This is a genomic window from Salipaludibacillus keqinensis, from assembly GCF_003226325.1.
GTDB classification, from domain to species: Bacteria; Bacillota; Bacilli; order Bacillales; family Salisediminibacteriaceae; genus Salipaludibacillus; species Salipaludibacillus keqinensis.
In genome coordinates this window covers 776,835-796,428 of the sequence record NZ_PDOD01000002.1, presented here as the reverse complement: position 1 = coordinate 796,428, position 19,594 = coordinate 776,835, and the positions used below count along the sequence as shown (strand labels likewise).

The 19,594-nt window shown below is 39.2% G+C and carries 16 protein-coding genes; 12 read left to right on the top strand and 4 right to left on the bottom strand.

Going from position 1 to position 19,594, the window contains the following annotated elements; all coding sequences use genetic code 11:
- The first annotated feature begins 233 nt into the window (after positions 1–233).
- On the top strand, positions 234–1,934 hold the full coding sequence (locus CR194_RS11145; RefSeq protein WP_110609728.1) for an AMP-binding protein: 1,701 nt from the start codon (positions 234–236) through the stop codon (positions 1,932–1,934).
- Positions 1,935–2,074: 140 nt separating this feature from the next.
- On the opposite strand, the gene CR194_RS11140 is transcribed toward CR194_RS11145, so the two are convergent.
- Complete coding sequence (locus CR194_RS11140; RefSeq protein ID WP_110609727.1) at positions 2,075–2,488, bottom strand: hypothetical protein; 414 nt, start codon at positions 2,486–2,488, stop codon at positions 2,075–2,077.
- Between the two features lie 355 nt (positions 2,489–2,843).
- Between CR194_RS11140 and CR194_RS11135 the strand changes: the two genes are divergently transcribed.
- The 7 genes from CR194_RS11135 to CR194_RS11105 all read left to right on the top strand — a co-directional run bounded on the left by CR194_RS11135 (position 2,844) and on the right by CR194_RS11105 (position 10,437).
- Positions 2,844–3,437: a TetR/AcrR family transcriptional regulator gene (locus CR194_RS11135; protein WP_110609726.1), complete on the top strand. Its 594-nt coding sequence runs from the start codon at positions 2,844–2,846 to the stop codon at positions 3,435–3,437.
- Positions 3,438–3,464: 27 nt separating this feature from the next.
- The gene (locus CR194_RS11130; protein WP_110609725.1) at positions 3,465–4,247 is read left to right on the top strand and encodes an enoyl-CoA hydratase; all 783 of its coding nucleotides are present in this window, start codon (positions 3,465–3,467) and stop codon (positions 4,245–4,247) included.
- Positions 4,248–4,316: 69 nt separating this feature from the next.
- Positions 4,317–5,087: an electron transfer flavoprotein subunit beta/FixA family protein gene (locus tag CR194_RS11125; RefSeq protein WP_110609724.1), complete on the top strand. Its 771-nt coding sequence runs from the start codon at positions 4,317–4,319 to the stop codon at positions 5,085–5,087.
- A gap of 18 nt (positions 5,088–5,105) precedes the next feature.
- On the top strand, positions 5,106–6,077 hold the full coding sequence (locus CR194_RS11120) for an electron transfer flavoprotein subunit alpha/FixB family protein (protein WP_110609723.1): 972 nt from the start codon (positions 5,106–5,108) through the stop codon (positions 6,075–6,077).
- Positions 6,078–6,463: 386 nt separating this feature from the next.
- Positions 6,464–6,778, top strand: a complete 315-nt coding sequence (gene trxA / locus CR194_RS11115; RefSeq protein ID WP_110609722.1) for a thioredoxin — start codon at positions 6,464–6,466, stop codon at positions 6,776–6,778.
- 219 nt (positions 6,779–6,997) lie between these two features.
- On the top strand, positions 6,998–8,779 hold the full coding sequence (gene uvrC, locus CR194_RS11110; RefSeq protein WP_408640755.1) for an excinuclease ABC subunit UvrC: 1,782 nt from the start codon (positions 6,998–7,000) through the stop codon (positions 8,777–8,779).
- 401 nt (positions 8,780–9,180) lie between these two features.
- On the top strand, positions 9,181–10,437 hold the full coding sequence (locus tag CR194_RS11105; RefSeq protein ID WP_110609721.1) for an aspartate kinase: 1,257 nt from the start codon (positions 9,181–9,183) through the stop codon (positions 10,435–10,437).
- A gap of 100 nt (positions 10,438–10,537) precedes the next feature.
- On the opposite strand, the gene CR194_RS11100 is transcribed toward CR194_RS11105, so the two are convergent.
- From CR194_RS11100 to CR194_RS11090, 3 genes are all read right to left on the bottom strand, one after another.
- Positions 10,538–13,375, bottom strand: a complete 2,838-nt coding sequence (locus CR194_RS11100) for an MMPL family transporter (RefSeq protein ID WP_110609720.1) — start codon at positions 13,373–13,375, stop codon at positions 10,538–10,540.
- Positions 13,372–13,821, bottom strand: coding sequence for a MarR family winged helix-turn-helix transcriptional regulator (locus CR194_RS11095; RefSeq protein ID WP_158282246.1), 450 nt, complete (start codon positions 13,819–13,821; stop codon positions 13,372–13,374). Before CR194_RS11095 ends, CR194_RS11100 begins: the two co-directional genes overlap by 4 nt.
- 201 nt (positions 13,822–14,022) lie before the next feature.
- Positions 14,023–14,460, bottom strand: coding sequence for a DUF2507 domain-containing protein (locus tag CR194_RS11090; protein WP_158282245.1), 438 nt, complete (start codon positions 14,458–14,460; stop codon positions 14,023–14,025).
- Positions 14,461–14,640: 180 nt separating this feature from the next.
- Between CR194_RS11090 and CR194_RS11085 the strand changes: the two genes are divergently transcribed.
- From CR194_RS11085 to sdhB, 4 genes are all read left to right on the top strand, one after another.
- Positions 14,641–15,990, top strand: a complete 1,350-nt coding sequence (locus CR194_RS11085; protein ID WP_110609717.1) for a TrkH family potassium uptake protein — start codon at positions 14,641–14,643, stop codon at positions 15,988–15,990.
- 395 nt (positions 15,991–16,385) lie between these two features.
- Positions 16,386–16,997: a succinate dehydrogenase cytochrome b558 subunit gene (locus CR194_RS11080; RefSeq protein ID WP_110609716.1), complete on the top strand. Its 612-nt coding sequence runs from the start codon at positions 16,386–16,388 to the stop codon at positions 16,995–16,997.
- A 22-nt stretch (positions 16,998–17,019) separates the two neighbouring features.
- Positions 17,020–18,792, top strand: coding sequence for a succinate dehydrogenase flavoprotein subunit (sdhA, locus tag CR194_RS11075; protein ID WP_110609715.1), 1,773 nt, complete (start codon positions 17,020–17,022; stop codon positions 18,790–18,792).
- A complete protein-coding gene (gene sdhB / locus CR194_RS11070; RefSeq protein WP_110609714.1) occupies positions 18,789–19,553 on the top strand; it encodes a succinate dehydrogenase iron-sulfur subunit in 765 nt (254 codons plus the stop codon). Before sdhA ends, sdhB begins: the two co-directional genes overlap by 4 nt.
- Positions 19,554–19,594: the final 41 nt, after the last annotated feature.

Here is a 19,594-nt window from a genome sequence, read left to right as displayed (position 1 = left end):
GGAAGCAGATGCTACGTTTTTAAATTGATTTTGATAAACGATCTCATTGGATGGTGTTTTTTTTGTTAATGTAGGCATAAATCGAACGTCTAACATGGTACATAGGCAGGAAAAATACGCTTTTATTACAAAAAATTCACAAAACTCTTCACAATTGGAAACGATTTCATTAGAATAGAGAAGAGAGAGGAATGAATGTCTTAGTTGAAAGGAGATTCAAAGGAGGATTTAACATGGATGCAGAAGTACAACGCCCATGGCTCGCTCATTATCCAGAAGACATTCCTAAACATATTGATTACGACGAAAAGACACTTCAAGAATACTTACGTGAAGGGGCAGAAAGAGAACCAAATAAGACTTTACTTCATTTCCTGGGGAAAGAAATGACATTTTCTGAAGTCTATGAATCTTCTCTTCGTTTTGCCAATTCTCTTCGGTCATTGGGAGTGGAACAAGGAGACCGTGTAGCGATCATGTTAGCTAATACACCGCAATCAGTCATTAGTTATTATGGAACTCTCATGGCTGGTGCAGTGGTAGTTCAAACGAATCCACTATATGTTGAACGTGAGTTAGAACACCAGATGGTAGATTCGGGTGCAAAAGTGATCGTTTGTCTTGATCTTGTTTACCCTCGAGTAATGAATGTGTTAGGAAAAACAAAATTAGAGCATGTCATCGTTACTCATATTAAAGATTATTTGCCATTTCCAAAAAACCTTATTTATCCGTTTATTCAAAAGAAAAACACTGGTTTAAAAGTAGATGTAAAGTATGGCCGGACCACACATTCTTTTGTTCAGTTGTTGAAATCTGCAGATAACCAGGAAATTCCTTTGGAGGTGAATCCAAAAGAAGATTTGGCACTGTTGCAGTATACAGGAGGAACAACCGGTGTAGCAAAAGGCGTTATGCTCACTCACTACAATTTGGTTGCGAATACGACTCAGTGTATTAAATGGATGCACAAACTTGACCATGGGAACGAAGTAATTCTTTGTGCACTGCCCTTTTTCCATGTCTATGGCATGACGGTGGGCATGAATTTCGCAGTGATGGATCGATCCAAAATGGTCATCCTTCCTAAATTTGATACAAAGCAGACGCTGCAAGCCATTGAAAAGCAGAAAGTGTCTATTTTTCCAGGGGCTCCAACGATGTACATTGGTCTGATCAATGATCCAACTGTGCAAAAATATAATTTGTCATCAATTGAGGTTTGTATTAGTGGATCAGCTCCCTTACCAGTTGAAGTTCAGCAACGGTTTGAAGATCTTACTGGAGGAAAGCTCTCAGAAGGATTTGGTTTAACAGAAGCATCTCCTGTAACGCATTTTAATTTAATGTGGGGCAAACGACCATCCGGAAGTATAGGTTTGCCGTGGCCCGATACAGATGTAGCCATTTTATCTGCTGAAACTGGAGAACCTGCTGAGCCTGGTGAAGTAGGTGAACTGATCATCAAAGGTCCTCAAGTGATGCAAGGTTATTGGAATCGCCCTGAAGATACAGGAGCGACCTTCCATGATGGTTGGTTGTTAACAGGCGATATGGGCTATATGGATGAAGAAGGTTTCTTTTTCATTGTAGATCGTAAAAAAGATATGATTATCGCCGGAGGATTTAATATTTACCCGCGCGAAATCGAAGAAGTTCTCTTTGAACATGAAGCGATTCAAGAGGCTGTAGCGGTAGGGGTACCGGATCCTTACAGAGGAGAAACGGTCAAAGCCTTTATTGTCTTGAAAGAATCGATGGATGTGACAGAAAAAGAATTAAATGATTTCTGTCGAGAACGACTTTCAGCTTACAAAGTTCCAAGGTTATTTGAATTTCGCAAGGAGTTACCGAAAACCATGGTAGGAAAAGTGTTAAGAAGAGCGTTACTTGAAGAAGAAAAGGAAAAACAAAAGGAAAAGGTAACAAGTTAAATAACAAAGAGACTTGACTTAAATGTCAAGTCTCTTTCTTGATTTAATGCTGTAACCAAGGTAACCAGGGGGACGGTTCTTACGGTTGAGTAGCGCAGCACCTATGCACTATGACTGTATATCAATTCATTACAACCAGTTCACGAAATAGATTTCTCCATTAAATAAATAGGGAAATATCGTTTAAGAATTTCTAGAACGGGTTGGGCGTGACTTTCTTTGGTCTCCACTGTGAGCACCGAATGTCCTTCTCTTGAGTGGAGATCCTTACTTCCCGCAGCTTCTTGTTTAAAATCGGAGTGTATAATAGTCTGAAAGAATCCTCCTGTATATGCCCCTGCTAAAGGTTGATCAAAAGACACAGTCTCAAGTAATGTTTCGAAAAAGATATTATTTGTGATTGGAGGGAGGGATAGGTCAGCCACTCTGTCCTTGAAAGAATGTTCGCTATCATCGAGTGAGATTTGTTCTCTAGAAACGATTGTTAATAATTGGTGGAAAGCTTCTTCAGCTATCTGTCTTTCCTTGTATACTGCAATAATGATCTTTTCCATAAATACAACCTCCTCGATGATAGTGTATTTTATTCAATAGGTGATCTAGAATTACATCAGAAGTCACGATGGGAGAGAGCGTCACTTCCATGCGCCGGACGAAGAGCTATGTCTATGTTCTAAGAATCCATGAGTTTTTTTTAAAAAGATGGTTGATTAGATTGATAATTAGGAATACCATAGAAGAGGAGCTGTAAACGGATGTTATGATTACTTTGCCCTGTACGGGCTAGCTATATTCGCTAAAGATGACAATGTCATGTTACTAATTGACAGAATCATAATAATACTCTAAAATATAAACATGAATGAACAATCATTCATTTATTCTGGAATTGATTGAGGAAGTGATCCGATGGGGAAAAAGAAAGGCCAAAAATATGAACAAATCATTGACGCCGCAGTGAAAGTTATTGCGGAGAACGGGTATCATCATTCCCAAGTTTCTAAGATTGCTAAAGAAGCAGGGGTAGCGGATGGAACGATCTACTTGTATTTCAAAAATAAAGAAGATATATTAATTTCTTTGTTTGAGGAAAAGATGGGATTTTTTGTTGATCAAATCAAAGAAAAAATTTCCGTCGAACCATCTGTTGAAAGAAAACTATTCATTTTAATAGAAATGCACTTTAAGCAATTAGAAATGGATCATGACTTGGCTATTGTCACCCAGCTTGAGCTTCGTCAATCAAATATTTCCATACGTCACAAAGTGAATGAAGTATTAAAAGATTATTTAAATCTTGTGGATTCGATTCTGATAGAGGGGTCTGATTCAGGAGTTTTTGAAGAAGAACTGGATCATCGCATTGCTCGCCAACTCATATTCGGTGCCATCGATGAGGTGGTTACGAATTGGGTGATGAAAGATCATCGATATGATTTGGTACCTCTTGCTGAAACCATTCATCGTCTGTTACTTAGAGGGCTGTCTAGAAGCAATGGATAATTAATGAACTTGTAAAGGAGTGAAATAATGAATAATTTCTCATTTATAAGATTAGAAACTGAGAAGCGACTAGGCATCATTACCTTGAATCATTCGCCTGCCAATGCTATTTCTCAGGAGATGATTCTAGAGCTCGAACAGGCTATTGATGAGTTAATTGAAACTCCAGAAGTAAAAGTGATTCTTCTTCGAGGAGAAGGACGATTTTTTGCCGCAGGAGCAGATATTAAAGAATTCACATCTGTTAAACATGGACAGCAGTTCAGGGAAATGTCTCGTGAAGGCCAGCGAGTCTTTAGAAAATTTGAATTATCGACGAAACCAGTGTTGGCTTGCATTCACGGTGCAGCATTAGGTGGCGGTTTAGAATTAGCCATGGCCTGTCATATTCGCCTAGTAGCAAATGATGCTAAATTAGGCTTACCTGAATTGCAATTAGGACTGATTCCAGGCTTCGCCGGAACTCAACGTTTACCGAGATTAGTAGGGAAGGCGAAAGCGACGGAAATGATGCTCACATCTGAACCCGTCACGGGTGAACAAGCCGTCTCATTAGGTTTAGCTAATCAAAGCTTTCCTTCAGAAAATTTCTTAGAGAAAGCGAAGGAGTTCGCTCACAACATTAGTGAGAAAAGCGCTCCGTCCTTATCGTACGTTCTTGAACTTGTTCAAGAATCTGAAAAAGAACAATTGGAACGTGGCCAAGAAAAAGAAGCGGTAAGGTTTGGCGATGTATTTGAAAAACGCGATGCTTCTGAAGGGATCAAAGCATTCATGGAAAAGAGAAAACCTCTTTTTGAAGATCGTTAATTAAGAGCATTTTTGTAAGCGGTTTATTCTAGTTGTGAAGATAACAAGATTCTATTGGGAGGGAAATATATGAACATTTATGTAATCATGAAGCGTACATTTGATACGGAAGAAAAAATTCAAATTGAAAATGGAGAGGTTGTCGAAGACGGAGCTGAATTCATCATTAATCCGTACGATGAATATGCCATTGAAGAAGCGATTAAATTACGTGACGAACACGGTGGAGAAGTAACAATCGTTTCCGTTGGAGATGAAGAAACAGAAAAACAGATTCGCACAGGGCTTGCTATGGGTGCAGATAAGGCAGTTCTTATTGAAGACGAAGATGTGGAACATGGAGATCCTTATTCAACAGAACAAATCTTAGCAGCTTATTTTAAAGATAAAGAAGTGGATATTATTTTAGGCGGAAATATAGCTGTCGATGGTGGTTCAGGTCAAGTAGGTCCCCGACTAGCTGAACAACTTGGTTTTAACCATGTTACTTCTATTGTGAAAATTGACATTGAAGATGGGAAAGCGAACATCGAGCGGGATGTAGAAGGGGACCAAGAAATACTAGAAGTTCCTCTTCCCTTGCTAGTGACTGCTCAGCAAGGATTAAATGAGCCTCGTTACCCATCACTACCTGGAATTATGAAAGCAAAGAAAAAGCCTTTAGAAACTCTCGACTTAGATGATTTAGATTTGGAAGAGGACGATGTTGAAGGGAAGACGAAAACAGTAGAAAAATATTTACCACCTGAGAAAGCGGCAGGAAAGATTCTTGAAGGTGAAACAGAAGAGCAAGTAACAGAATTAGTTTCATTATTGAAAAACGAGGCGAAAGTGATATAACAGGAGGGGTTGACCGATATGTCTAAAAAAATACTTGTAGTAGGCGAAATTCGCGACGGAGAATTTAGAAATGTTTCTTTTGAAGCCATTGCTGCGGCAAAACAAATTGCTGATGGCGGTGAAGTTGTAGGTACTTTGTTAGGAGAAACAATTGGAGACTTAGCTAATGAAATGATCCTTTATGGAGCAGATCGAGTCGTTACGGTTGAAAGTGACAAGTTAGCTCAATATACTCCCGAAGGATATACTCAGGCACTACATGCTGTAGTAGAAAAAGAGAATCCTGAAGGCATTCTATTAGGTCATACGTCGATTGGACGGGACGTAGCACCTAAGCTTGCCAGTCGTTTGAAGTCCGGGCTTGTTTCCGATGTCGTTTCAATGGAAAATGATCAAGGTGAAACGGTCTTCACAAGACCAATTTATTCAGGTAAAGCATTTGAAAAGAAAGTCATTGAGAGCGGCTTGGTATTCGCGACTCTTCGTCCGAACAATATTCCAGCTCTTGAAAGAGATGAATCACGTTCAGGAGGTACGGAAAGCTTAGATGTTGAGATTAAAGACTTACAAACCATCATTAAAGAAGTAGTGAAAAACACAGCATCAGGCGTGGATTTATCAGAGGCTTCTGTTATTGTAGCTGGCGGAAGAGGTATGAAAGGTGAAGAGAATTTCGCCATTTTAAATGAGCTAGCTGATGTGCTAGGTGGAGCGGTAGGAGCTTCCCGTGGGGCGTGTGACGCGGAATATTGTGACTATGCCCTTCAAATTGGTCAAACAGGAAAAGTGGTAACTCCAGACTTATATATTGCAGTTGGATTAAGCGGAGCTATTCAGCACGTAGCGGGGATGTCGAATTCAAAAGTCATTGTGGCCATCAATAAAGATCCTGAAGCGGAGATTTTCCAAATCGCTGATTACGGGATTGTAGGAGATTTGTTTGATGTCGTTCCTAAATTGACAGACGAATTTAAAAAAGTATTAGTATAAATCATATTGATCTATAAAAGGCTGTGGCAGGATTAGTAATCCTGCCACAGCCTTTTTGAAAAATTCTCTTGCTCTATATGAAGGTACTGTTAAAAGTTTTTGTTGATAATAGATCGTTCTAACTCTTTCTAGTTAAGCTGGTGCTAAGTCCTTTCTCAAGTTCACCGTTAGCATGACAAAAGAGAGAAGATGTGCCTTTCTTACAAGCATTTTTTTTGCGTAGTCTATATAAATTGGTTATGATATGGTTAGTGAAAAAGAATTAGGTTAGCCTATAAAGGAACTCAAGCATATTAGTTTCTTTTTTGAATGAGATTCATTACAATCTTTATAGGGTAATTTAAAGTGAAATCACATGTATGAATGATTAAGAGGAGGAATAAACAATGGCAATTGTAAATGTAACAGACCAAAACTTTTCAACTGAAACAAATCAAGGGGTCGTTCTTGCGGACTTTTGGGCACCTTGGTGTGGGCCATGTAAAATGATTGCTCCAGTTCTTGAAGAATTAGATGGAGATATGGGCGATAAAGTAAAGATTGTTAAACTTGATGTGGACGAAAATCAAGAAACAGCTAGTAAATTCGGAGTAATGAGCATTCCTACACTACTTGTCCTAAAAGACGGTGAAGTAGTGGATCAAGTGGTTGGTTTCCAACCTAAGGAAGCTTTAGCTGACACATTAAACAAACATCTTTAAATCGCATAATAAGAAAGCTGATTGCCTTAGTTGGCAGTCAGCTTTTTTTAGTGGATGGATATATTAAACAAGCGTGTTGATGTAGAATGATCCACGAACGGGTGAATTAAGGTGCATGCTGAAAATTGTCATTCAAGGACATCTGATGCTCTTCATACTGGAAACAGGATAAAATACCGTGCTATAGTAAATACAATCGTTGATTAAAGGAGCATGTTGATGGAAGAATTAAAAGAAAAGATTCAGCTCGTACCTGCTCAACCAGGCTGTTATTTAATGAAGAATAAACATCAAACTGTTATCTATGTTGGGAAAGCAAAAGTTCTTCGGAACCGGGTCAGATCTTATTTCAGAGGAACCCATGATAAAAAGACACAAAGACTTGTCAGTGAGATCACTGATTTTGAATATATCGTTACATCATCAGATCTAGAAGCGCTCGTTTTAGAGCAGAATCTTATAAAGAAGTATGAACCAAGATATAACATTTTGCTTAAAGATGACAAAACATATCCTTTTCTTAAAATTACAAAAGAAGAGCACCCCCGATTACTGACGACTAGAAAGGTAAAAAAAGATGGCGCTAAATACTTCGGACCGTATCCTAATGCGCAAGCTGCCAACGAAACGAAGAAACTATTAGATCGATTGTACCCGTTGAGAAAATGTCGAACGTTGCCCGACAGAGTTTGCTTGTATTATCATATTGGACAATGTTTAGCACCTTGTGAATTCACTGTGACAAAAGAAAGAAATGACAGTTTAGTATCAGAAATCTCCAAGTTTTTAAATGGGGGGCATCAAACCGTTAAAGAACAACTAACTGAAAAGATGTATAAAGCTTCTGAAGAAATGAATTTCGAGCGTGCGAAAGAATTAAGAGACCAAGTTCAGCATATTGAAGCAGTGATGGAAAAACAGAAAATGACATTAACTGATCAAGTCAACCGTGATGTGTTTTCATACTATGTGGATAAAGGTTGGATGTGTGTCCAAGTGTTTTTTGTGCGCCAAGGTAAATTAATTGAACGTGATGTCTCATTGTTTCCCACTTATCAAGATCCTGAAGAAGATTTCTATACGTTTCTAGGTCAGTTCTACTTAGAAGAGCATCATAAAAAACCGACAGAAATTCTTCTTCCAGAAAACATCGAAGTGGACATGGTTTCTCAATTTTTAAATATAAAAGCTGTGCAACCAAAAAAAGGTCAAAAGAAGGAATTAATTCAATTAGCTACGAAAAATGCTAAGTTCGCTTTGAAAGAAAAATTTGATCTGATCGAACGAAATGAGCAAAAAACAATCTATGCTGTGGATCGATTAGGACAAGCGATGAACATCGATACTCCCTACCGAATCGAAGCTTTTGATAATTCTAACATTCAAGGGGTGGACCCTGTTTCAGCGATGGTCTCCTTTGTAGACGGTAAACCAGATAAGAAGAATTACCGTAAATACAAAATCAAAACGGTCCAAGGGCCCGATGATTATGAGTCGATGCGAGAAGTGGTGCGCCGTCGCTATTTAAGACTTTTAAAAGAAGAACTTCCTTTGCCGGACTTAATTGTTATTGATGGGGGAAAAGGACAAATTTCAGCAGCTCAAGAGATTTTAGAAGATGAATTAAATTTAACGATTCCTGTGTGTGGGTTGGTTAAAGATGAGAAACACCGTACATCGTCATTGATGATAGGAGATCCCCCGAAAGTTGTAGCATTATCGAAAACGAGTCAAGAGTTCTATTTATTACAAAGGATTCAAGATGAAGTCCATCGCTTTGCTATCAGCTTTCATCGAAACGTACGTAAAAAGAATATGTTTCAATCCATTTTAGATAAAGTCGACGGAATTGGAGAAAAGAGAAAACGCTTGCTACTAAAGGAATTTGGTTCTTTGAAAAGGTTAAAAGAGGCGTCAGTAGAAGAAATTCAGCGTGTAGGGGTACCTCAGGCGGTTGCTGAAAGCTTAAGGAGAATCATCGACGAAGAAGAAAAGAAATGACGCTAGATGAGTGTTGCGATGATAAGAACCGTTTGGTAATCTATTGAATGAGTTTGAATAAAAAGATTTCGTCCTTCGGCTCTTGAATTAGATAGAGCTAGTGAAAACTAAGAGTAGGCACAAAAGAACGATAAGGTTCTATCTTGGTGGATTTCGCCGAAGTAGACATTAGTTCGGCAGTGAGATGAAGTCTCCCTGTCGATTCTCTTAATCCTTTAGCTAAGTGAATGAATCAACTTATTTTAAATTAAAGAAGTTTTACTAATCGGAAATATCGGAACATTCAAGTGATTTCAAGACTTTTGAAACTTTGCTATTTTGAAAATGTTCGAGGTCTTCTCTACAACGAATGAAGCAATATAAATAAAATAGATCGGTATAAAATTGAGGAGGCGTTCATAGTGACAACGGTTGTCCAAAAATTCGGAGGTACATCTGTAGGTGACGTAACAAAAATCAAGAGAGTGGCAGAAAAAATAAAACGCAAGATGGATGAAGGAAAAAAAGTGGTAACCGTCGTTTCTGCTATGGGAAAGTCTACTGATAAATTAGTAGAATTAGCTAATGATATTACAGATAATCCTGACCCCCGAGAGATGGATATGTTACTCACTACAGGGGAACAAGTAACAATCTCTCTCGTAGTTATGGCATTGAAAGAAATCGGAGTAGATGCTGTATCATTAACTGGTTGGCAAGCAGGCATCAAAACGGAAGATGTCCATCAGGATGCACGCATTACAGATATCGATCCAGTAAATGTGCAAGAACACTTAGATGAAGGAAAAGCTGTACTTGTAGCAGGTTTCCAAGGGGTAAGTGAGAACGGAGATATTACGACACTAGGACGAGGTGGCTCTGATACGACTGCCGTGGCATTGGCTGCAGCTCTAAAAGCACAGTCGTGTTCAATCTTCACAGATGTAACAGGAGTTTTCACCGCAGACCCTCGGTATGTAAAGAAAGCTCGAAAACTAGATAGTATCTCTTACGATGAAATGCTAGAGTTAGCTAATTTAGGAGCCGGTGTCCTGCACCCGAGAGCTGTAGAATTTGCCAAAAATCATCAAGTGACTCTGATCGTTCGATCGAGCATGGAGGAAGTAAAAGGAACGACTGTCGAGGAGGAAGCAACTATGGAACAGAATTTAATCGTAAGAGGCTTGGCTTTTGAAGACAAGTTAACTAAAATCACCATTGAACGATTACCTAATCAATATGATACAATGTCAACCCTATTCTCTTTGTTGGCAAATCAAGGCATTAATGTAGATGTCATTATTCAACAAGTGACATCTGATCACGGGTTAAATGTATCTTGTACAATTAACACGTCTGATCTTGGTAAGGCGATTGATGCCCTTCATGATAACAAACCAACATTATGTTATAGCACCATACGCCATGAGAGCAGTTTAGCAAAAGTTTCCATTGTAGGTTCTGGAATGGTATCTAATCCTGGTGTAGCAGCAGATATGTTTAAAGTATTAGGAAAAGAAGAAATTGAAGTGAAAATGGTTAGCACGTCTGAGATTGCCGTTTCAACTGTTGTTCCTGACGGTGATATGGTTCGAGCAGCTGAAGCATTACACGCGTTCTTTGGATTAGATGATAATGAAAAAGAGAAGATTAATAAGGTAAAAGAAGCTGCTTTATAGAAAAGCTAAGCCGGAAAAAGCTACATGGGAGAAACTCTCCCGTGTAGCTTTTTCTCTTGTATGAAGACAACCTTCTAAACTGTAGTTTTTATTTAAAGCATTATTCTTCTTTGTAGGGCCGTTTAAACGGAAGCCAGTTTTTATCACCAAAGATCCTAACCATCACAGGTACGAACAGAGGGAGCATGACTAACGAGTACAGAAGTAATCCTGTTAGCACAAGTGTGCCTATTTGAACTAAGGAGAGAACACCAGATGGCATCATGGCTCCGAATGTCCCGGCTAAAATAATCGCAGCAGAAAGGATCACTGTCCCTATCTGCCTCATCGCAGACAGGAGGGCCTCTTTTACTGGAAGTGTCTTTATATTTTCTCCGAAACGTCCCATAAGAAAGATTGAATAGTCTACTCCCAATGCCATGAGCATAACAAAACCGAAAAATGGAACGGCCCAACTTATTCCTGAATAGCCTAATACACTCACAAAGATTAGTTCTGTAAATGCCATTGAGGCGATGTAGGTGAGGATAAGTGAACCTATAATATAAATAGGCATGACCAGTGACTTTAAAAGAATGACAAGAACTATAAATATGCCTGAAAGCATAATAGTCGCTGTTCGATTAAAGTCCTCATCAGAAATCTGTTGTAAATCACGATTGACGACGGAGAGGCCACCAACGGAATAACGAGTATTTTCTAACGCGGTTCCTGCTAGAGCATTGGCCAGTTGACTTTCCACTGCTTCAACGATTTCAATGGCTTCATTACTGTAAGGGTTAACTGCTAGGACAACTTCAAATAAAGCGACTTGTTGATTAGGTGTCATGAATAATTCTATTAGATCTTCCATATCCCCGTCGTCAAAAACAGCTTGTGGAACGAAAAACCCTTCTAGAGGATGAACGGGCTGTTCTGCTATCTCATTTAAAATGTCTTCAGTATCTGTAAGACCTTGTTGGATTTCTTCTACTCCATCTGCTAAATCCAACATGGCATCAGCTAACTCATCATACCCGCCTTGGATACCTTCAAAAGCTTCCCCCATGTCCCTTTGACCGCTTTGCAATGCGTCTAAGCCAGTAGCAAGAGTTCTCAATTCTTCTGCAAGTAAACGTTGATTTTCAGCTAGGCTTCTCAAACCATCATCGACTTCTTGGAAGCCCCCAGTGAGTTCTGTAATTCCATTTGAAAAGGGCAAGAGCGATTGAGATAGTTCTGCAGGAAGTGAATTACTTTCTAATTGTTCGGCAATACCCTCATTGATCGTTGATAATTCAGTTCTAAGTTGAGTAAGTCCTTCTGCTGAATTTATTGTCCCTTCGCTTGTTTCGTCAACAGCATCGGCCAACTGTTCTTGACCTTCTTGAAGATCAGCAGTCCCATTCATTAACTCATTAACGCCTGTTGAAGCGTCAGCTAAGTCGTCCTCTTGACCACGGATATCATCGTGTATTTCGATGAGAGCGTCGTAGAGACCTTCAAGACCTTCTTCCATATCTGATAAACCATCAGCTAAATTTTCTGCAATCACTGGAATTCTAAAATCTTCAATAATGATCCCTTCAGGACGGGTTACACTGCGTACTTCTTCAACAGAATCTATTTTGGTTAGTTCAGCACTAATTAATTCAATATAAGGCATCATAGAAGGTTGGTCCCATGGAGCGTCCGATTCTATAACCACATTTACAGGAAAAGAGTGACCTTCTCCAAACTTCTCAGAGACAAGATCAACAGCGTGAACAGAAGGATAATCGCTACTAATTTCGTCCAAAGAATTATAGGAAAGCTTTTGATCGTAAAAGAGTGCTGCAGGAATTAAAACCAATGAGAGTAGCATTAACGTCCAACCAGGCTTGTAAATGGAGAATCGACCTAATACTCCCCATAACTTGCTTTGGGTAGCTTCTAATCCAGCTTTGGATGGCCAGAATAATTTTTCCCCTAATAATAACATGGCAGCAGGAATCCAAATCCATAGAGCCGCTATGAGGATAATGATTCCAACGGCAACCCCGACTGCGGACTGGTATAAATCAAAATCCGCTAATCCGATTGCTGCAAACCCAATAAAACCAGTTAAAGCGCTTGAAAAAACTGTAGTACCCACGGCTCGATAAGTTCGCATCATAGCTGTTAACCTGTCTGCTCCATGATACAATTCTTCTTTAAATCTAGTTAACAGTAAAATGCAATAATCCGTGCCAATTCCAAATAATATTGCAACGATAAAAATTTGCGTGAAGTTTGACACAGGGAATTGAAACGAATCGATCAACAAGGCGACGATAGAAACTGTCACAAAATACGTTGCACCAACGGTTATTAATGGAATGAATGGAGCGGCAAATGACCGGAAAACAAGGAATAAGATCGTCACTACAAAGATGACGGTGATTATTTCTGTTTTGGCTAAACCTTCTTCTGAACTGATGATTACATCGTCTTCAATAATAGAGGATCCGCTCACAAAATGGTCAATTCCCTCTACAGCCACCTCTTCTTCAAGGTCGTTTCTAACGAGAGGGATGTCATTCAGATTTATATCCATCGTAAGGAGGGCCATCATAGTGGTTCCGTCAGAGCTAATTAAGTATTCTTCCTGTTCTTCAGAATCAAGTGGACTAAGGACCTCCTCTACAGGAAACCCTTTAATTTCGGTACCTATAGATTCTAGTTGAGTGTGAACATCTTGTTTTTGAAGTTCTGTGATTCCTTGTTCATCATGATATACAACGAGAATCGATTCGCCAGAAGTACTTTCATTATCTTTTAGTATCTCTTCAGTGACAGCTGAAGAATATTCATCCGGAATGGAGAACTGTCCTTGCTCTCGTACGAGTTGATCCATATCAGGGCTAATGATAAACAGCCAGATACCGCAAACAATCCAGATAATAGGCAACGCATAAATCCACCGATAATAACGGCTCATAATGTTTGGTTCTCCTGTTCAAGCATTTTATTAATCTTTTTATAAACGTTTAAGAAGTTTTCTACTTCATCAGCCTCAAGCTGTTTGAAGTAAACGGCAATAAATTCAGCCATGGCTTCTTTTGATTGATCATAGATTTTTTTGCCTTCTTCCGTTAATTCTATTTTAATATGTCGTCGATCTTGATCACTTTGCGTTCGTTTAACAAGACCTTTTGATTCAAGTCGTGTCGTTTTGGCTGTCACAGCACTTTTATGCACACCTGTATATTCAGCCACCTCTTTGGCAGTTGCTGCCCCTTTCATATCTAGCACACGTAGAATTCCATACTGTTCTACAGACATAGGGATTACCTTTTCAGCTAAAATGTGTTCGATTTTTTTTGTAGCAAACAAGTACACATTGGCATATTGTTCAATCAATTCATTCATTTTTGTACTATTCACTTTCAGACCCCTTTCATCCATTCAACTTATAGATAGTTTATAGGATAAACTATTAGGCGGCAAGCGTCATTTTTAAATTATTGTGAATGGAGAAGGGCGACGAACATTTAGGGCGTCTTAACGGATGAAGTCTGTTATAAAAAGGGTGAAATAAAAAAGCACACTTCAAAATGTATTTGAAGTGTGCTTTTTATGTACTCTTTAACTATTCGCAGGATCTTTTTTGTCCCATCGTACTGTAATAGTAATGGTGAGAGGTTTGTTACGCTTGATCGCATAGGAAGATTCTGAAACGACTCCTTTTTCAATTTCAACAAATTGGGCGAGAAAGCCGGCTTCTAATGTGAAAGGTCTTTTATTTTCTTGGTGAGAAGAAGCTAATTCATATATTCTCTCACTTTTTGATTCTTTTACAGTTTGCAGGGATCCCCAATGGGCTTCGGTGAAAAAGTCATAAGGGTTAATATTTTTATTAAGATCCATTTGTTTTCTTGCTAAAGATTTACCTGCCCAATATAATATCCTTCCTTCGTCTTCACCTAATAATTCAGGAATAAGCTCGTGTCTTATAAGATCATAGCTAAATGCTGGAACTTGAGAGGGTTGTGTTTCGTCTTGATGATTTAATTTTTCTGGCATCAATCTCATCCTTCGCTGTTTGTCCAAGTTTTCTTATCCCATTTTACCATAAACAAAGGAGCGGTTGGCTGATATAAGCAAAAAATTCCTTTTCTTTTACTAACAGTTCCAATTCTTGTATGGAATCCTTTGTTAGTCCATGGTATACTAATTTTCGACTTTGCTTGGAGGGTTGAAAAGATGCAAATGAAGATGTCAAAGATTTTAAGTCCTTTTAAGATAATTGTATTTTCTTATATTGCTGCTATGTTAGTCTTCAGTGTCCTTCTTTTCTTGCCTATGTCCTCTCAGGATGGAGTATCGGTCTCTTACTCTGAAGCATTGTTTACTTCAGTTAGTGCAGTTAGTGTGACAGGACTTTCAGTTGTAAACGTATCCGAAACATATAGTTCAATCGGTATTTTCTTTCTAGCGATGGCGATTCAACTAGGGGGTATCGGAGTAATGACTCTGGGGACTTTCGTTTGGATGGTTTTAGGTAAAAAAATTCCGTTATCTCAACGCATGTTAATCATGGTCGACCAAAACCAAATATCATTCGCAGGACTAGTGAAGTTGATGAGAGGCATTTTATTCGTAGCATTAGGAATTGAACTCATAGGAGCCTTTATTTTAGGAACGTATTATTTAAATTATTTCGATTCAACTCTCGAAGCTTTTTATCAAGGAGCTTTTGGTGCGTTATCTGCCTTTACCAATGCAGGTTTTGACGTGACTGGGGAATCGTTAATCCCATTTGTGGATGATTATTTTGTTCAATTAGTGAATATATTGCTTATCTTTGCCGGTGCGATTGGCTTTCCGGTATTAATGGAATTAAAAGAATACTTTTCATCTAAAAATTCGAATTTCCGATTCAGTTTATTTACAAAGATCACAACTTCAACTTATTTCATTGTGTTTTTCATAGGGATGATTGGGTTGTGGCTAATTGAACGAACGGAATTTTACGATGGAATGACTTGGCATCAGCAATTATTCTTCTCCATGTTTAATTCCGCAACAGCGAGAAGTGGCGGACTCGCAACGATGGACGTTTCCAATTTAACGTTAGCTAGTTTGCTGTTAATATCTGGTTTAATGATTATTGGCGCCAGTCCTTCTAGTGTAGGTGGGGGTATACGAACAACTACGTTGGCTGTCATGTTTTTAACGATTCGAAGCTTTGCCCAAGGGAGAAGTGATGTGAAAGTTTTCGGAAGAGAGATCCATCAGGAAGATCGTCAAAAAGCTTTTATCGTCCTGTCGGTATTTGTAGTAGGCCTGTTTGCATCCATCATATTGATTTCGGCGTTTGAGAGTAGCAGCGAAGTAGCTTTGATGGCGATCATTTTCGAAGCTAGTTCTGCCTTTGGAACGTGTGGATTATCTATGGGAATTACTCCAGACCTCACTCTTCCTAGTCAATTAACGCTAATGTTGCTCATGTTAATCGGACGAGTGGGTCTTGTCGCTTTCTTATTCTCCATTCGAGCAAATGAGAAGAAAACACATTTCAAATACCCGACGGAAAGAATTATCATAGGGTAATGAAAAGTATTGTGAAAAAATACACTGTTAGCAAGTGAGCAATCTATTATTTTTTCGAATTGTTCCTAATTGTTCTTAATAGGAGGCGCCCTTCATTGATAGACGGGCGCCACTACCAAAAATTAGAAGATAAACCATTTTTATTTGGATTTTTTTATCAGAAAATTTCAATGATTGTGCCATGTTGAACGCTTTTCTGTTAAAATAAAGGCTGTATCCGCTTTCTTGACGAAGCAGGGTTTGAGGAGTAAAATGAAATTGTCATTTAATGTTCAAATTGATGGCTGTTTCAAATATTGACAAAGTTTTTAAAGTAATATATTTAGAAAAGGAGGTACGTGTTTTTATCGTTTTAATAGAATCTCCAGAAAACTACTAAACAGGGGGAGAGTAAGATGTCCACGAATCGTGAATTCTTTTACAGAAAACTTCATTCTTTACTAGGTGTCATCCCGGTAGGGGCTTTTTTGATTGTACATTTAACAGTAAACTATTTTGCCGTTAGAGGCCCAGAAGCTTACAATCAAGCCACTCATTTCATGGAAAATCTTCCATTCAGATATTTTATGGAAGTGACATTGATTTTCTTACCACTAATCTTCCATGCAGTTTACGGACTTTATATTGCATTCCAAGCAAAACATAATACGTCTACATATAGTTATTTCAGGAACTGGATGTTCCGACTTCAACGAGTAACGGGAGTCATTGTACTTATATTTGTTACTTGGCACGTGTGGGAAACAAGAGTTGCCGCTGCACTAGGAGCAGAAGTCAACTTTAACATGATGGCTGAAATTGTCGAAAATCCACTCGCGTTAATCCTTTATATTATTGGTATTACGGCAACAACGTTCCACTTTGCTAATGGACTATGGTCGTTTGCCATTACTTGGGGGATTACGATTACGCCAAGGTCTCAACAAATTGCTACGTACGTGACATTAGGGGTATTTGTAGCATTGACCTATATCGGAATTCGTTCCATTTTAGCATTTGTCGGATAGCCAAAAAGAAGGAGTGTTAATAATGAGCAAAGGAAAAACTATCGTTGTAGGTGGCGGCCTAGCGGGTCTCATGGCGACGATTAAAGCAGCAGAAGCTGGAATGTCAGTCGATTTATTTTCTGTCGTGCCTGTTAAACGATCTCACTCTGTCTGTGCTCAAGGCGGGATCAATGGAGCATTAAATACAATGGGTGAAGGTGACTCTACTTGGGAGCACTTTGACGATTCAGTATATGGTGGGGACTTTCTAGCCAATCAACCACCTGTTAAAGCAATGTGTGACGCAGCACCTGGCATTATTCATTTATTAGACCGTATGGGTGTCATGTTTAATAGAACTGCTGAAGGATTGCTTGCTCTTCGCCGATTTGGAGGTACGCAACACCATAGAACGGCATATGCAGGCGCCACGACCGGTCAGCAATTACTTTATGCTTTGGATGAACAAGTTCGCAGGCATGAAGTAAGCGGATTAGTTACAAAGTATGAAGGTTGGGAATTTTTACACGCCGTGATTGATGACGACGGAGTCTGTAGAGGGATGACTGCTCAGAACTTGAATTCATCTGAAATTCAATCATTCCGCGGGGATGCTGTTATTTTAGCTACTGGTGGACCTGGAATAATATTTGGTAAGTCAACCAACTCAATGATCAATACGGGTTATGCAGCAGCAGCTGTATATGAGCAAGGAGCGTATTATGCGAACGGTGAATTTATTCAAATTCATCCGACAGCGATTCCAGGTGATGACAAACTTAGATTAATGAGTGAGTCAGCTCGTGGAGAAGGTGGACGAGTGTGGACTTACGATGAAGATGGCAAGCCGTGGTATTTCCTTGAAGAGAAGTATCCTGCTTATGGAAACCTTGTTCCACGTGATATTGCGACGAGAGAAATTTTCCACGTGTGTGTAGATTTAAAGCGTGGAATCAATGGGGAAAACATGGTATACCTTGATCTTTCCCATAAAGATCCTAAAGAGCTTGATTTAAAATTAGGTGGGATCATGGAAATCTACGAAAAATTCATGGGTGATGACCCTCGTAAAGTACCGATGAAAATCTTCCCGGCTGTTCACTATTCTATGGGTGGACTATGGGTTGATTATAATCAAATGACGAATATTCCTGGATTGTTCGCAGCAGGAGAAGTGGACTATTCCATTCACGGGGCAAACCGTCTTGGAGCCAATTCGTTACTATCCTCTATTTATGGAGGAATGGTTGCTGGACCTAAGGCAGCGGAATATATTGAAGGTCTAGAGACCACATCAGAAGATCTTGATAGCACTGTATTTGATCGCCAAGTCCAAAAGGATCAAGAGCAGTTAGAAGAAATTCTTAGCATGACAGGAAATGAGAATGCCTTTAAATTGCATCAGGAGCTAGGTAGTTTGATGACTGAAAACGTAACCGTTGTTCGTGAAAATGATAGACTTAAAATGACGGACGAGAAAATCGTAGAACTTCTAGACAGATATCAAAACATCAATATTGACGATACAGCTAAGTGGACAAACCAAAGTGCCGCTTTCATAAGACAATTGCGATCTATGATGAACTTAGCTCGAGTGATTACTATTGGTGCTCATAATCGTAACGAAAGCCGTGGAGCACATTACAAGCCAGAGTTCCCGGATCGTAATGATGATGAGTGGTTGAAGACAACAAAAGCAAAGTATAATCCAGTAACAAAATCTCCTGAATTTGAGTATGAAGAAGTAGATGTTTCTTTAATCAAGCCTCGTAAGCGTGACTATACTTCTAAGAAGAAGGCTGGTGAAAAGGCATGAGTGAAAAAACCATCCAACTCGTAATTAAACGTCAAGTGGATCAAAATAGCGAACCATACGAAGAGAAATTCTCGATTCCATACCGTGCGAATATGAATGTTATTTCAGCATTGATGGAAATTCGCCGGAATCCTGTTAACGCTAACGGAGATGAAACAACGGCCGTTGCTTGGGATGCTAGCTGTCTAGAGGAAGTGTGTGGAGCCTGTTCGATGATTATTAATGGGAAACCGAGACAATCATGTACAGCGTTAATTGATCAATTAGAACAACCGATTAAATTAGAACCGATGCATACCTTTCCGGTCATGAGAGATTTAACAGTAGACCGAAGTCGTATGTTTGACTCGTTAAAGCGCGTCAAGGCATGGGTTCCGATTGATGGAACGTATGACTTAGGGCCAGGTCCGAGAATGCCTGAAGCAAAACGACAATGGGCTTATGAGTTGTCTAAATGTATGACGTGTGGTGTTTGTCTGCAAGCTTGTCCAAATGTAAATAGTAAATCAGAATTTATTGGCCCTGCTGCTCTGTCTCAAGTTCGATTATTTAATGCCCACCCAACGGGTGCGATGCATAAAGCTGAGCGACTTGAAACATTAATGGATGGCGAAGGCGGATTATCAAACTGTGGTAACTCGCAAAACTGCGTCCAAGCTTGTCCTAAAGGAATTCCTTTGACAACATCTATCGCAGCGCTGAATCGGGAAACGACATTACAATCATTTAAAAATTTCTTCGGTACAGATCATACAGCTTAATTTTGCTAAAGTGGGGGCAATTTATTTGCCCCTTTTATTCA